Origin of the sequence: Streptococcus sp. AS20, assembly GCF_000524255.1 — a bacterium.
Lineage (GTDB): Bacteria > Bacillota > Bacilli > Lactobacillales > Streptococcaceae > Streptococcus > Streptococcus constellatus.
The window spans coordinates 24,291-40,182 of the sequence record NZ_JANS01000011.1 but is presented as its reverse complement, the minus strand read 5'-3'; the positions used below and the strand labels follow the sequence as shown (position 1 = coordinate 40,182).

Annotated in this window: 12 protein-coding genes; 10 read left to right on the top strand and 2 right to left on the bottom strand. The window is 40.2% G+C overall.

Annotated elements, in window-relative coordinates:
* Positions 1-52 precede the first annotated feature (52 nt).
* The 5 genes from secA to recG all read left to right on the top strand — a co-directional run bounded on the left by secA (position 53) and on the right by recG (position 7,255).
* Positions 53-2,572, top strand: coding sequence for a preprotein translocase subunit SecA (gene secA, locus HMPREF1514_RS05745; protein ID WP_006267982.1), 2,520 nt, complete (start codon positions 53-55; stop codon positions 2,570-2,572).
* A gap of 22 nt (positions 2,573-2,594) precedes the next feature.
* Complete coding sequence (locus HMPREF1514_RS05740) at positions 2,595-3,635, top strand: 3-deoxy-7-phosphoheptulonate synthase (RefSeq protein WP_003070524.1); 1,041 nt, start codon at positions 2,595-2,597, stop codon at positions 3,633-3,635.
* Between the two features lie 41 nt (positions 3,636-3,676).
* A complete protein-coding gene (acpS, locus tag HMPREF1514_RS05735) occupies positions 3,677-4,042 on the top strand; it encodes a holo-ACP synthase (protein ID WP_025271655.1) in 366 nt (121 codons plus the stop codon).
* Positions 4,029-5,135, top strand: coding sequence for an alanine racemase (gene alr / locus HMPREF1514_RS05730; protein WP_037597928.1), 1,107 nt, complete (start codon positions 4,029-4,031; stop codon positions 5,133-5,135). Before acpS ends, alr begins: the two co-directional genes overlap by 14 nt.
* Positions 5,136-5,239: 104 nt before the next feature.
* Positions 5,240-7,255, top strand: coding sequence for an ATP-dependent DNA helicase RecG (gene recG, locus HMPREF1514_RS05725; protein ID WP_037597926.1), 2,016 nt, complete (start codon positions 5,240-5,242; stop codon positions 7,253-7,255).
* Between the two features lie 504 nt (positions 7,256-7,759).
* On the opposite strand, the gene HMPREF1514_RS05720 is transcribed toward recG, so the two are convergent.
* Positions 7,760-8,722 carry an asparaginase gene (locus tag HMPREF1514_RS05720; protein WP_037597924.1) on the bottom strand — a complete coding sequence of 321 codons (963 nt, stop codon included), beginning with the start codon at positions 8,720-8,722 and terminating at the stop codon, positions 7,760-7,762.
* Between the two features lie 64 nt (positions 8,723-8,786).
* Between HMPREF1514_RS05720 and HMPREF1514_RS05715 the strand changes: the two genes are divergently transcribed.
* The gene (locus HMPREF1514_RS05715) at positions 8,787-10,175 is read left to right on the top strand and encodes a Cof-type HAD-IIB family hydrolase (protein WP_037597921.1); all 1,389 of its coding nucleotides are present in this window, start codon (positions 8,787-8,789) and stop codon (positions 10,173-10,175) included.
* 45 nt (positions 10,176-10,220) lie between these two features.
* Here the strand turns inward: HMPREF1514_RS05715 and HMPREF1514_RS05710 are convergent, their stop codons facing one another.
* Entirely contained in the window at positions 10,221-10,673 is a 453-nt protein-coding gene (locus tag HMPREF1514_RS05710) for a universal stress protein (protein WP_003070511.1), read from the bottom strand.
* A gap of 151 nt (positions 10,674-10,824) precedes the next feature.
* Here HMPREF1514_RS05710 and HMPREF1514_RS05705 point away from each other — a divergent pair, with 151 nt between their 5' ends.
* The 4 genes from HMPREF1514_RS05705 (at position 10,825) to aspS (ending at position 15,817) form a co-directional block, all read left to right on the top strand.
* The gene (locus HMPREF1514_RS05705; protein ID WP_037597918.1) at positions 10,825-12,039 is read left to right on the top strand and encodes a pyridoxal phosphate-dependent aminotransferase; all 1,215 of its coding nucleotides are present in this window, start codon (positions 10,825-10,827) and stop codon (positions 12,037-12,039) included.
* Positions 12,040-12,206: 167 nt separating this feature from the next.
* Entirely contained in the window at positions 12,207-12,995 is a 789-nt protein-coding gene (codY, locus tag HMPREF1514_RS05700) for a GTP-sensing pleiotropic transcriptional regulator CodY (RefSeq protein ID WP_003070508.1), read from the top strand.
* On the top strand, positions 12,995-13,570 hold the full coding sequence (locus HMPREF1514_RS05695) for a cysteine hydrolase family protein (protein WP_003031209.1): 576 nt from the start codon (positions 12,995-12,997) through the stop codon (positions 13,568-13,570). Before codY ends, HMPREF1514_RS05695 begins: the two co-directional genes overlap by 1 nt.
* A gap of 510 nt (positions 13,571-14,080) precedes the next feature.
* On the top strand, positions 14,081-15,817 hold the full coding sequence (gene aspS, locus HMPREF1514_RS05690; RefSeq protein ID WP_037597917.1) for an aspartate--tRNA ligase: 1,737 nt from the start codon (positions 14,081-14,083) through the stop codon (positions 15,815-15,817).
* Positions 15,818-15,892: the final 75 nt, after the last annotated feature.

The window sequence follows — 15,892 nt, the reverse complement described above, 5'->3', positions numbered from 1 at the left end:
CTATAATGAAAAGAACATTTTAAAATAAGAATTATTACAAGTAAGGAAAGAAATGGCGAATATTTTAAGAACAATTATCGAAAATGATAAAGGCGAATTAAGAAGATTAGAAAAAATGGCGAAGAAAGTCATGGCTTATGAAGATGAAATGGCTGCTTTGTCAGATGAGGCTTTGAAAGCAAAGACAGATGAATTTAAGTTGCGGTATCAAAATGGTGAGTCATTAGATGATTTGCTTTATGAGGCCTTTGCAGTTGTTCGTGAAGGCGCAAAACGTGTGTTGGGCCTCTTCCCTTACCCCGTACAGATTATGGGCGGGATTGTCTTACACCATGGAGATGTACCAGAAATGCGCACAGGGGAAGGAAAGACTTTGACTGCGACCATGCCGGTTTATCTGAATGCTTTGTCTGGTGAAGGTGTACACGTTGTCACAGTAAATGAGTACCTGACAGAACGTGACGCAACTGAAATGGGTGAATTGTACTCTTGGTTGGGACTTTCTGTTGGTATTAACCTTGCCGCAAAGTCATCAGCAGAAAAGAAAGAAGCCTACGCTTGTGATATTACCTATTCAACGAATGCAGAGATTGGGTTTGATTATTTGCGCGACAATATGGTAGTGCGTGCTGAAAATATGGTGCAACGTCCACTTAACTACGCTTTGGTTGATGAAGTGGACTCCATTTTGATTGATGAAGCTCGTACCCCTTTAATTGTGTCCGGACCAACTTCGTCTGATACAAATCAGCTTTATCATATGGCAGATAGCTTTGTAAAATCATTAAACAAAGATGATTATATTATTGATGTTCAGTCTAAGACTATTGGACTTTCTGATTCGGGGATTGATAAGGCAGAAAGTTATTTCAAACTAGAAAACCTGTATGACATTGAAAATGTAGCACTGACTCACTTTGTTGACAATGCTCTTCGTGCAAATTATATTATGCTGTTGGACATTGACTATGTGGTTAGTGAAGAACAGGAAATTTTGATTGTTGACCAATTTACAGGTCGGACAATGGAAGGTCGCCGCTATTCTGATGGACTCCACCAAGCAATTGAAGCTAAAGAAGGTGTACCAATTCAGGATGAAACGAAGACCTCAGCTTCTATCACTTACCAAAATCTGTTCCGTATGTATAAGAAATTGTCAGGAATGACGGGAACGGCCAAGACAGAAGAAGAAGAATTCCGCGAAACTTATAATATTCGAGTGATTCCGATTCCTACAAACCGTCCGGTGGCTCGTATTGATCACCCAGACCTTCTTTATCCAAGTATTGAATCAAAATTTAAAGCAGTTGTCCAAGATGTGAAAGCTCGTCATGAAAAAGGGCAACCTGTGCTTGTGGGGACGGTCGCTGTTGAAACGAGTGATTATATTTCTAAAAAATTAGTCGAAGCTGGAGTTCCTCATGAAGTATTGAATGCGAAAAATCACTATAAAGAAGCACAAATCATTATGAATGCTGGTCAGCGAGGTGCTGTAACGATTGCAACCAATATGGCTGGTCGTGGTACGGATATTAAACTTGGTGAAGGCGTTCGCGAGTTAGGTGGACTTTGTGTCATTGGTACAGAACGTCATGAAAGTCGTCGTATCGATAATCAGCTTCGTGGTCGTTCCGGACGTCAGGGAGATCCAGGGGAATCGCAATTTTATCTGTCACTTGAAGATGAGCTCATGCGTCGTTTTGGTTCAGAGCGGATTAAAGCAGTTATGGAACGCTTCAAAATGAGTGAAGAAGAGTCGGTTATCAAATCCAAAATGTTTACTCGTCAAGTGGAAGGAGCCCAAAAGCGTGTTGAAGGGAACAATTACGATACACGTAAACAAGTCCTTCAATATGATGATGTCATGCGTGAGCAACGTGAGATTATCTATGCACAACGTTATGATGTCATTACGGCTGATCGTGATTTAGCACCGGAAATTCACGCTATGATGAAGCGGACTATTAATCGTTTTGTAGATGGCAATAGTCGTGCCGAACAGCAAGAAAAAATCGAAGCTATTGTGAATTTTGCTAAATATAATCTGGTGCCCGAAGATTCTATCAACATATCAGACTTAATCGACTTATCAGATGATGAAATAAAGGAAAACTTGTATCAACGAGCACTGGAAGTATATGACAATCAGGTCGCAAAATTGCGAGATGAAGAATCAGTCAGAGAATTCCAAAAAGTTTTGATTCTGCGTGTAGTGGACAATAAATGGACTGACCATATTGATGCTTTAGATCAATTACGTAATGCCGTTGGACTCCGAGGTTATGCACAAAACAATCCGGTTGTTGAATATCAAGCAGAAAGTTTCCGCATGTTTAATGATATGATTGGTTCGATTGAGTTTGATGTTACACGGCTGATGATGAAAGCTCAAATTCATGAGCAAGAGCGTCCACGGACGGAACACCATATCAGTACAACGGCAACACGTAATATTGCAGCACAAAAATCTGGCTTACCTAGTGATATCGATTTGACAAAAGTGAAGCGCAATGACTTATGTCCATGTGGTTCAGGGAAGAAATTCAAAAATTGTCACGGACGCCACAGATAAGTAGTGTAAAGAGAGGGAGATTATGACATTTAAAGCAACTAGTCAGCCAATTGACGTAGCAAAGGTTCGCAATCTATCGAAATTAAAAGGAGATGCTTTAGCCAAAAAAGAAGCACGAGATCGGGAACTAAACGCAATTATTCGCGGAGAAGATGACCGCATTCTGCTAGTCATCGGTCCGTGTTCTTCTGACAATGAAGCGGCTGTTCTAGAATATGCAAAACGTTTATCTGCCCTTCAAGAAGAGGTAAAAGACCGTATTTTTATGGTGATGCGTGTGTATACGGCAAAACCTCGTACCAATGGTGACGGCTATAAAGGCTTGATTCATCAACCAAATGCGAAAGCAGCCCCAAGTTTAATCAACGGCATTAAAGCAGTACGCAATTTGCACTATCGTGTGATTACAGAAACAGGAATGACGACTGCTGATGAAATGTTGTATCCGGAAAATCTTCCTTTGGTAGATGATTTGATTTCTTACATGGCTGTTGGAGCGCGTTCTGTGGAAGATCAGCAACACCGTTTTGTAGCTAGTGGAGCTGACGTTGCGACTGGTTTAAAAAACCCCACTTCTGGAAATCTTAATGTTATGTTTAATGGGATTTATGCAGCCCAAAACAAACAAAGTTTCTTGTTTGCTGGTAAGGAAGTAGAAACTTCAGGTAATCCCTTAGCGCATGCTATTTTGCGCGGTGGTCTTGATGAATACGGAAAGAACATCCCAAATTATTACTATGATAATTTACTAGATACGATTGCTCAATATGAAAAAATGGGCTTAGAAAATCCTTTTATCATCATTGATACCAACCATGATAATTCTGGAAAACAGTATTTAGAACAGGTACGAATTGTCCGTCAAACTTTAATCAACCGTGATTGGAATGAGAAAATCAAAAAAGTTGTACGCGGCTTTATGATCGAGTCTTACTTAGAAGATGGCCGTCAAAATGAGCCTGAGGTGTTCGGAAAATCCATCACAGACCCTTGTTTGGGTTGGGATAATACAGTCAGATTAGTCAAGGAAATTTACACTACCCTATCTAAAAATGAAAAATAAAAAGGATGGAGTTGAGACTAGTCTCAACTCTTTTTAAAAAGATGATTAAAGGACATGGTATTGATATAGAGGAAATTTCTTCTATTCAAAAAGTTTATGAAAAAAATGCTCGCTTTGCTAAGAAAGTTTTGACAGCCGCAGAATTTGACCGATTTGAAAAACTGACTGGTAAGCGAAAAATGGAATATTTGGCGGGGCGTTGGTCTGCTAAAGAGGCTTTTTCTAAAGCGTGGGGGACTGGTATCGGCTGTGTCACTTTTCAGGATTTAGAAATTTTAAACGATGAAAAGGGAGCGCCTATTTTTAGCAAATCACCTTTTTCTGGCAAGGTCTGGGTGTCACTCAGCCACACAGATAATGTCGTCACAGCTAGTGTTATTTTGGAGGAACATCATGAAAACGAGTAATCATCGGCCTACTAAGGCTATTGTGGATTTGGCTGCTATTCAATTTAATATTAAACAAATTGCAGCGCATATTCCAGACAATGTAGAAAAATGGGCTGTTGTCAAGGCAGACGCCTATGGTCACGGTGCAGTTGCTGTTACGCAATCTATTGAGCCAATTGTGGATGGCTTTTGTGTTTCCAATATTGATGAAGCGGTAGAGCTGAGAGAAGCTGGTATTTCAAAAAAAATTCTGGTTCTGGGAGTATCAACTATCCAGTCTGTTCCGTTTTCAATTAAATACAAGATTACTTATACGGTGGCTAGTTTAGAATGGATTGATTTGCTTTTGAAGTCAGACATAGACCTAACTGGACTGGTTGTTCATATAAAAATTGATTCTGGAATGGGGCGGATTGGTTTTCGAAATAGCCAAGACGCTCAAGAAGCGATTCATCGTTTGGAAAAGGCAGGTGCTCAGGTCAAAGGAATTTTCACCCATTTTGCGACAGCTGATGAAGCAGATACGCAAAAATTTGAGGCACAGTTAGCACGTTTTAAAGAAATTTTAGGGCAATTAGAAACTATTCCACCGATTGTTCACGCTAGTAATTCGGCAACGACTCTGTGGCATAGTGAGACGATTATGAATGCAGTCCGTTTGGGCGATGTCATTTATGGGCTTAATCCAAGTGGAACTGTTTTGGAGCTGCCTTATGACATCAAACCAGCTCTTTCATTGGTTTCAGAATTGGTTCATGTCAAGCAATTAGAAGTAGGGGCAGATGTAGGGTACGGAGCTACTTACACTAGTGATAGCCCACAGTTCATTGGAACGATTCCACTGGGCTATGCTGATGGCTGGACGCGAGATATGCAAGGCTTTAATGTTTTAGTTGACGGGAATCCTTGTCCCATTGTTGGACGCGTATCTATGGATCAGATTACTGTTCGTTTACCTCAGTTTTATCCTATTGGAACGTCAGTTGTCCTTATCGGTGAAAGTGGTAAAGAAGCTATTTCTGCAACAGATGTGGCAGAAAAACGGGAAACCATCAATTACGAGGTGGTTTGTTTGATCAGTGACCGCGTCCCTAGAGTTTACAAAGAATGAGTTGAAATCTAAAAGTAGTCGGAAACAATCCAAAGAGCTATTGGAGGGTGTCTGTTTTAGCCTGCTTTTATAAATTCTTAAGAAACAGAACTGAAAGAGGAATTATGAATTTACACCAACCTTTAACGGTTCTGCCGGGTGTAGGACCGAAATCTGCTGAAAAGTTTACTAGGCTGGGAATTGAAAACCTACAGGATTTACTACTCTATTTTCCATTTCGCTATGAAGATTTTAAAAGTAAGAATGTGTTAGAACTGGAAGATGGTGAAAAGGCGGTTATCTCAGGACTTGTCGTTACGCCAGCCAATGTGCAGTATTATGGCTATAAACGTAATCGTCTACGTTTTACTATAAAACAAGGCGAAGTGGTGCTTGCAGTCAATTTTTTTAACCAACCCTATCTGGCAGACAAAGTGGAGGTTGGTTCAACCATTTCTATTTTCGGGAAATGGGATAAAGCAAAAGCGAGTCTGACAGGTATGAAAATTTTAGCACAAGTGGAGGATGACTTACAGCCTGTCTATCGAGTGGCACAAGGGATTAGTCAAGCTAGTTTGGTGAAAGTCATTAAGACAGCTTTTGACCAAGGCTTAGAACTTCTGTTGGAAGAAAATCTGCCTCAAATTCTGCTGGAGCGCTATCAGTTAGTGGAACGCAGTCAGGCCGTACGAGCAATGCATTTTCCAAAAGACTTAACAGAATACAAACAAGCCTTGCGTCGGGTCAAGTTTGAAGAGCTTTTTTACTTTCAAATGCAGTTACAGGTCCTAAAGAGCGAAAGCAAGAATGCGAGTCAAGGGTTAGCTATTCCTTGGCGAGATGATTTATTAGAAAAAAAGCTGACACTGCTACCTTTTGAATTGACAGCTGCCCAGAAGCGGAGTCTTGATGAAATTCTACAAGATATGAAAGCACCAACCCACATGAACCGGCTTTTGCAGGGAGATGTGGGTAGTGGAAAGACGGTGGTTGCGGGTCTAGCTATGTACGCTACCTATACAGCTGGTTTGCAATCTGCTCTTATGGTACCGACTGAAATTTTGGCAGAGCAGCATTTTGATAGCTTGAGCCAACTTTTTCCTGAACTACGGATAATTCTGTTGACAGGAGGAATGAAGCAGGCAGAACGAAAAGAAGCACTAGAAGCGATTGAGACTGGTCAGGTAGATATGATTGTCGGTACTCATGCTTTGATTCAAGAAAGTGTGACATATCATCAGCTTGGTCTGGTGATTATTGATGAACAGCACCGCTTTGGAGTGGGACAGAGACGAATTTTGCGGGAAAAAGGAAATAATCCTGATGTGCTCATGATGACTGCAACACCGATTCCGAGGACGCTTGCGATCACTGCTTTTGGTGATATGGATGTGTCACTTATTGACCAAATGCCAGCTGGGCGTAAGCCGATTATCACTCGTTGGGTCAAGCATGAGCAGCTGGAAGTAGTTCTGGATTGGTTGAGGAAAGAGCTGCAACGAGGTGCTCAGGTCTATGTCATCTCTCCTTTGATTGAGGAGTCGGAAGCCCTGGATCTGAAAAATGCTATTGCTTTGGAAGAGGAATTAAAGGCTTATTTCGGTGACAAAGCACAAGTAGCTCTGCTACATGGTAAAATGAAGAGCGAAGAAAAAGATACCATTATGCAGGATTTTAAGAAAGGAAAAATTGACATTCTGGTTTCCACGACTGTTATTGAAGTCGGTGTCAATGTCCCCAATGCTACGGTCATGCTAATCATGGATGCGGATCGATTTGGGCTCAGTCAGCTCCACCAGTTACGTGGTCGGGTAGGACGTGGAGACAAGCAATCTTATGCGGTTCTCGTGGCTAATCCCAAGACTGAATCTGGTAAGAAGCGCATGAAAATCATGACGGAAACGACTAACGGTTTCGTCTTAGCTGAGGAAGATTTGAAAATACGTGGTTCTGGTGAAATCTTCGGCACGCGTCAATCAGGGATTCCAGAGTTTCAAGTGGCGGATATTGTAGAGGATTATCCAATTTTAGAAGAAGCCAGAAAAGTCGCTAGTCAAATTGTGTCCATTTCTGATTGGAGAACGCATGCAGATTGGCATATTGTAGCACTTTATTTGGACAAGCAGGACTACTTGGATTAGAAGATGAAACGAAAAAGAGGCTGGAACAAAATCCAGCCTCAAAGCATACTGTGTAATAAAGCAACGACGAAGTAACTAATTGCGCAAAACACTGCGTCGTTGCAGATAAAACTTGAAAGTAAGTCACTTTTCGTTTGCTTTTCAAGCTTGAAAAAGTGCTGTTGACAAAAACTTTGTTTTCTTCATTCATTACCTCAATAGTCTAGGAGACAGTTGAGCAGCTTTGTAGGAGAGACTACAAACTAAATTTTAGATTAAGTTTTCTGAAAGAAATCTATAAGCCTGTTTTAAGTTTTTCGGACTATACTAAATTCATCAAAAAGAAAGAGGTAAGTCCAATGACAGTAAACATTAAAGTGAATTATAACAAAACATTCAAAAAAACAAGAAAGGAATTAGAAATATATGGTAGGTAACTAAAAAAACAAGCGAGTTAAAAAACTTTTTTTCATAAATCTCCTAAGAAGCTTCGAATTAATCGAGGCTTTTTATTTATATAAGAATCTAGCCTTCTATGTAGTTTTTTAATGTCTGCCCTTGAAGTCCAGCGTTAAGGGCGATGAGAAGTTTGATACGAGCTTTAGGAGCATTTAATTCTTTAACAAACATAATTCCTGCTTCACGAAGCATCACGCCACCTCCTTCATAAGCATAAACTGGCTCTGCAATACCATTGAAGCAACGAGACACCAATGCAATTGGAAGACCAGAAGCAGTCATACGGCTGAGCTTTTGTGCCACTTCTTGTGGTAGATTCCCAGCTCCGAAGGCTTCAATGATGAGACCGTCTATTCTCTTCAAATCTAACATATCCAGCAATTCGGTTGTCATTCCAGCATAGGTGGGGATAATAGGAATCAAGCCAGTAATCTTATTCAAATGAAAATGTACGCGTGGTTCGGCAGTTTTAAAATAGAGAATTTCTTTTTTCATAATCAATCCAAGTGGACCATGAGTTGGCGTTTGAAAGGTACTGACATTTGTTGTATGTGTTTTTGTTACGTATTTAGCAGAATGGATTTCATCATTCATAACTACTAGAACGCCCTTTCCGCGTGCCTTTTCATCACTTGCAACACGAAGTGCAGACAAGTAATTGTAAACTCCGTCACTCCCTAGTTCATTAGAGCTTCGCATGGCACCAGTCAAAACAACAGGAATATTTGGAAGTTCCATCGTATCCAAAAAATATGCTGTTTCTTCTAGAGTGTCCGTTCCGTGAGTAATCACAACACCGTCAAAATGCTTTCCATCTGCCTTGATTTTTTTGTACAACTGCAGCATGTGCTGTGGTGTCATGTGAGGACTAGGAATATTGAAAATATCAAGAGCAGTCACTTGAATGCCTTCTAGAGGAACTGCGACATGGTTCATGGGATTATGTTCATTTGTGACGACTTTTCCAGTGGTGTCAGCTTGCATGGAAATAGTACCGCCAGTATGTAAAACTAGAATTCTTTTGGTCATAAGTGAGCTTCTCCTGAATCTATGCTATAATTATTGTATCATAAAAGAAAGAGATGAGAAATGAATGGAAATCAAAGCAGTCTTTTTTGATATTGACGGGACATTAGTAAATGATAGTCGGACGGTCTTGAAATCCACAGAACAAGCGATCCATAGTTTAAAACAGCAAGGTATTTTAGTTGGTTTAGCAACAGGAAGAGGCCCCTTTTTTGTCCAATCCTTTATGGAACAGTTGGATTTAGATTTTGCAGTGACCTATAATGGACAATATATTTTTTCAAAAGATAAAGTCATTTCTGCTAAGCCAATTGATAAAACCAGCTTGCGTCACTTGATTCAGTATGCTCACCAGCATAAAATAGAAATTTCATTTGGAACAGAATCAGGAGTGGTTGGCTCAAAAATTATGAGTTTTGGCATGAGCAAATTTTCTCAATGGACTAGTCGTTTTGTTCCGAAAAAGATGACACACTTGGTTAATAAAAGTTTCAATCATGTAATCAGCAAGGCGCTTCCTCAACAACAGAATGATTTATTTAAATCTATTCAAGAGCCGATTTATCAAGTGTTAATGTTGGCAACTCCGAGAGAAACACAATCTATAGAAGTCGATTTTCCAAATTTAAAATTTACTCGCAGCAGTCCTTTTGCGGCTGACATTATCAATCAGGGTATGTCCAAGCTAGAGGGAATTAAGCTGGTTGGAAAAGAATATGGCTTTGATATCAATCAAGTCATGGCTTTTGGTGATTCTGATAATGATGTTGAAATGTTAGCGGGGGTTGGGATGTCCATCGCCATGGGAAATGGAACCAGTCAAGTGAAAGAAGTTGCGAAACACACTACTAGCAGTAATAGTCAGGACGGAATTCATAAGGCTTTGGAGCATTTTGGTATTTTGGCGAGTGAAAAAGTCTTTGTCAGTAGCGACCACCACTTTAATAAGGTCAAAGAATTTCATGGGATAATGGATGAATGCACGCAGGAAGAGCCCATCCTGTGGACAACAGAGGGTGCTCGTCATCGTGCAGGCTTCAAGGTAGAAGAACTAGTGGAATTTTTACGAGCAGCTAGTCCGTCAGAAGAAATTTTCAATCAGTCTATTCAATATTTGCATAAAGCGATAGATAAAGCTTCCGATAAGGTTAAACAGAAGAGTAATGCAGAGATGTCTCTCGTTGGACAAGTAGATGCACTGATTGATATGCTATATTTTACTTATGGTAGTTTTGTTTTAATGGGAGTAGATCCTGAGCGCTTATTTGAAATTGTACACCAAGCGAATATGGGGAAACTCTTCCCAGATGGTAAAGCGCACTTTGACCCAGTTACTCATAAAATTTTAAAACCAGATGATTGGGAAAAAAATTATGCACCGGAGCCTGCTATCAAAAAAGAACTTGAACGTCAAATTCAAGCTTATCAACGGAATTGTGAAAAAAATGAAGAATAAAAAAGAGGAGAGACTGGTTTATGCCAATCTCTCTTTATCTTTGGATTATAATGTTTTTTCCTTATCACGAACAACAAGTAAGTCAACTTTTGCATGACGCAAGATGTATTCAGATGAGGAACCGACCAATAAACGTTCAAAGGCATTGAGCCCAGTAGCACCGACCATGATGAGATCGACTTTTTGTTCATCTGGAATATCTGTTGCAAGTAAGGTTTTAGGGTTACCCATTTCAACAATTGTGACAACGTCTGTGACGCCAGTTTCTTTTGCTTTTTGGGCATACTCATCCATTAATTTTTTAGCATCTGCCTGTAATTCTTCATAAACTTCGGCATCGAATGTGGAAACACTTTGCAATGCACGTGTATCAATAACGTGAGCGATTGTGAGACGTGAATTATTTCTTAGTGCCACATTTACCCCTTTTTCAAAAGCAAGCTCAGCTTCGTGAGAACCATCAACAGCGACCATAATGTTTTGATATCTTTGTAGCATAGGGATACCTCCATTCTTTCTTTACTAATATTGTAACCCTTTACATGAAAAAAGTAAAGTATTTTCAGGCAGACTTTACAAGAACTTTTTTAGATTTTTTAGAAAAATTGCGTTATAATAAATTGACTCTTTTGAAATGAGGAAAAGTTCGATGAAAGAATTTAATAAATCGACAAAGTTAGAACATGTAGCTTATGATATTCGTGGTCCAGTCCTAGAAGAAGCCATGCGAATGCGTGCAAATGGTGAGAAGATCCTCCGTTTGAATACAGGAAATCCTGCCGAATTTGGTTTTACGGCACCAGATGAGGTGATCCATGACTTGATTATGAATGCGCGTGATAGTGAGGGTTATTCAGACTCGAAAGGAATTTTTTCTGCTCGGAAAGCCATTATGCAGTATTGTCAGTTGAAGAATATTCCAAATGTCGATATTGAGGACGTTTATCTTGGTAATGGGGTTAGCGAGCTGATTGTTATGTCAATGCAGGGCTTGCTGGATAATGGGGACGAAGTTCTAGTGCCAATGCCTGATTATCCGCTCTGGACAGCTGCTGTTAGCTTAGCAGGAGGCAATGCGGTTCATTATCTTTGTGATGAGCAGGCGGATTGGTATCCAGATATAGAAGATATCAAATCAAAGATTACTTCTAATACAAAGGCTATTGTCGTTATCAATCCAAACAATCCGACCGGTGCCTTGTATCCTAAGGAAGTCCTAGAATATCTTGTTGAAATTGCACGACAAAATAATTTGATTATTTTTGCGGATGAGATTTATGATCGTTTAGTAATGGACGGTGAAAAGCATATAGCTATCGCAAGTTTAGCTCCTGATCTTTTCTGTGTTAGTATGAACGGTTTGTCTAAATCGCACCGTATCGCAGGTTTTCGCGTAGGCTGGATGGTGCTTTCAGGTCCAAAATCTCATGTGAAAGATTATATCGAAGGGCTAAATATGCTGTCAAATATGCGTTTGTGCTCAAACGTCTTATCTCAGCATGTGGTCCAAACATCTCTTGGAGGTTATCAGTCAGTAGACGAATTGTTACTTCCTGGTGGTCGCATTTATGAGCAACGGAATTTTATTTACAAGGCTATCAATGAAATTCCAGGTTTGTCTGCGACCAAACCTAAAGCAGGACTGTATATTTTTCCAAAAATTGATAGAGAAATGTATCAAGTGGATGATGACGAACAATTCGTGCTTGATTTCTTAAAGCAAGAAAAGATTTTGCTGGTGCACGGACGCGGATTTAATTGGAAAGACCCAGATCATTTCCGTATCGTTTATCTGCCACGTGTAGATGAATTAGCACAGATCCAAGAAAAGATGACGCGTTTCTTAAGGCAATATCGAAGATAATCATACAGGCAGCCGAAAGGTTGCTTTTTTGGTATTGGAAATGCGGATTGAGGAGTTTTGAAAAAGTTAATGAGACTTAATTGTGTTTCAATAAACAATTTTCAGATAATTGTTGAAGAATAAAGCGTTTTATGGTATAATCAATAAGATTATATGCGAGGTAAATTATGGCAAACTTATTAGCAAAAACACGAAAAATTACATCTATTTTGCGTCGTTCAGATGAGCGCTTACAGGAAGAATTGCCTTACAATGCTATTACTCAGCAGTTAGCTGAGATTATGGATTGCAATGCTTGTATTGTAAACAGCAAGGGTCGTCTTTTGGGGTATTTTATGCGCTACAAGACGAATAATGACCGGGTGGAAGCATTTTATCAAACAAAAATCTTCCCAGAAGAGTATGTTCGCACAGCGAATTTGATGTATGATACAGAAGCTAATCTTCCTGTCAATCATGCTTTATCTATTTTTCCAGTCGAAACCAAAGATGAATTTCCAGATGGCTTGACGACGATTTCGCCTATTCATGTATCAGGGATTCGCTTAGGAACATTGATTGTTTGGCGAAATGATAAAGAATTTGATGATGATGACTTGATCTTAGTTGAAATTGCAAGTACAGTAGTTGGGATTCAGCTACTCAACTTCCAACGAGAAGAAGATGAAAAAAATATTCGCCGCAGAACAGCTGTAACCATGGCTGTGAATACGCTATCTTATTCAGAATTACGAGCTGTTTCAGCTATTTTAGGTGAACTAAATGGTAATGAAGGACAGTTGACAGCATCGGTCATTGCAGATCGTATTGGGATTACTCGCTCAGTGATTGTCAATGCTTTGCGTAAACTAGAGAGTGCAGGCATTATTGAGAGTCGTTCTTTAGGAATGAAAGGAACCTACCTTAAAGTCCTTATTCCCGATGTCTTTGAAGAGATTAAAAGGAGAGACTACTGATGACAAAAGCATTGATTTCGATTGATTATACGGTGGATTTTGTGGCAGATGATGGCAAGTTGACAGCTGGAGCTCCAGCTCAGGCAATTTCTGAAGCTATTGCCCAAGTGACCGAGGCAGCTTTTGAGCGAGGAGATTATATCTTTTTTGCAATTGATGCGCATGACGAAGGAGATACTTTCCACCCAGAAAGTAAACTCTTTCCACCACACAATATCAAAGGAACTAGTGGACGCAATCTTTATGGACCATTGGCTGACTTTTATGAAACCTATCAAGCGGACTCTCGAGTCTTTTGGATGGATAAGCGTCATTATTCTGCCTTTTCCGGCACAGATTTGGATATACGTCTGCGAGAAAGAAAAGTAGACACGGTGATTCTGACAGGAGTCTTGACGGATATTTGCGTCCTGCATACGGCAATCGATGCCTACAATTTAGGGTATCAAATTGAGGTGGTAGAACCTGCGGTAGCTTCTCTTTCTGAAGAAAATCATAAATTTGCTCTCAATCACTTGCAAAATGTTTTAGGTTCGACTATAATAGATAACAATTTAAAAGTAAAAAAGCAGTAGAGTAGGCTTGCTGACTTGCACAGAAAGTGCTGAAAGCTGAGAGCAGCACCAAGAAAGCAAAATCCGAAGAACATACTGTCAATGATAAAATGGTTTTTTCTATGCTATTTATGACAAAAGATAATATTGTTTAAAACTATTATATTGTTGCGAATGATTTGTGTGAATCAAAGCACAAACGGCTGCTCACGTTACGAGCCAGAGGTTGCAATGCAACGAATAACAGTGGTACCACGGCTTTCGTCTGTTTTACAGGCGAAAGCCGTTTTTCCATCGTTCTTAATGCTTTAGAGTCTAGAGCTATGGACATAGATTTACGCAGTAAAGTCTATGTTCCTTATAATTCTTAGCACATAGAGGAGTGGATGCAGTTTTGTCCTTTGGACAGAATCTGTAACCCCAAATTGCTTAATGCTTTATAGCATTAGATCTATGGGCGTAGATTTCTATATGTAATTTGTGGTAAATTGGTGATTAAACTGAACATGAATTTAGAAAGAGGTAGAGAACATGAAAGAAGTTTTTATCGGAAACTACGGTTTAGAACAGGTTGGTCAGAAAATGACAGCGACCGGATGGGTTGCCAATATCCGAAATCATGGGAAATTAGCTTTTATAGAGCTAAGAGACCGAGAAGGACTACTTCAAGTTTTTGTCGCAGGCGATAGCCCAGCTTTTGCGGGAATTGATCATCTACATAAGGAAGATGTTATCTCTGTTACGGGAGAGGTTGTCAAACGAGAAAGTCGCTTTGTCAACAAAGCTATCAAGTCTGGACAGGTGGAGCTACGAGCGGAGGCTATTCAAATCCTTGCAAACAGTAAGTCTCTTCCCTTTGAACTCGATCAGCACGCCCATACAGGAGAAGACTTGCGACAGAAATATCGCTATCTAGATTTGCGTCGGAGTAAGATGACAGAGAACCTCAAACTTCGTCATCAAGTAACCAGCACAATTCGTGACTATTTAAACGGTAAGGATTTTATGGAAGTGGAGACTCCTTACTTGACAAAGTCTACACCGGAAGGAGCTAGAGATTTTTTGGTTCCTAGTCGAGTTTTTAAAAATCAATTTTATGCCTTGCCTCAAAGTCCGCAAATGCTGAAGCAACTCCTAATGGGAGCTGGTCTGGAGCGTTACTATCAAGTTGTTCGCTGCTTTCGGGATGAGGATCTACGAGGAGATCGTCAGCCTGAGTTTACTCAGGTTGATATGGAAATGAGTTTTGTTAGTGAGGAAGACATTCGCAGACTTGTTGAAGGCATGCTCAAAGCTGTTGTTAAGAAAACTCATGGTTTAGAGCTAACAGAAGCTTTTTCAACTATTAGCTATGAAGAGGCTATGAGCCGCTTCGGCTCTGATAAGCCAGATACGCGCTTTGGTTTAGAGCTGAAGAGTTTGACGGATTTGTGCCAAGCAAATGAATCGCTTCTCATCAAGAAAGCCTTGGATAACCAAGAGGAAGTGATGGGTATCTGTGTTCCTAATGCTGCGAACGCATTCACTAAAAAGCAGCTTAGTCATTTCTATCAGGAAATGAAAGGATTTGGAGCTAGTAGGTTTGCAAGCGTTACGGTGGAAGCTGGTGGGCTTCAAGGGGATTTGGCTTCGACTTTTGAAACAGAAGTAGCTGCCTTCATAGAGCAATTTAAAGCACAAGACGGTGATTTACTTTTGCTAGTTATTGCCAAGAAAAGACAAGCTCAAGAAGCTCTAGGGTACTTGCGTTTAGAAGTGGCAAAACATCTTGATTTGATCGACCAGAGCTTGCTGAACTTTCTCTGGGTTGTGGACTGGCCCCTGCTGGAGTGGAATGAGGACCAAAACCGCTATCAAGCCATGCACCATCCTTTCACACAGGGGATTTTTGAAGATGGGCAAGAGCCAGGTCAATTTCGCAGCCATGCCTACGACATTGTCTTGAATGGCTATGAAATTGGTGGAGGAAGCCTTCGTATTCACGACCGGAAAGCTCAGGAGGCCATGTTTGAGCTATTAGGCATGAGCCGAGAAGACTATGAGCGGGACTTTGGTTTCTTCCTGGAAGCCTTGGAATACGGCTTCCCACCGCACGGCGGCTTGGCTCTAGGCTTAGATCGTTTGGTTATGATTTTAGCTGGGGAAGAAAATATCCGCCAAGTCATCGCCTTTCCGAAGAATGGTACTGGCTTTGATCCGATGCTGGAAAGTCCAAGTTTGGTTGACCAAAGACAGCTGAAAGACCTGCATTTGGAATTGAAGAACTAAGCCTATTTGTGATAAAATAAGAAGACGATTATTTTTCAGTTATGCTGAAAAATAAAAGAAGAGAAAGGAAACAGA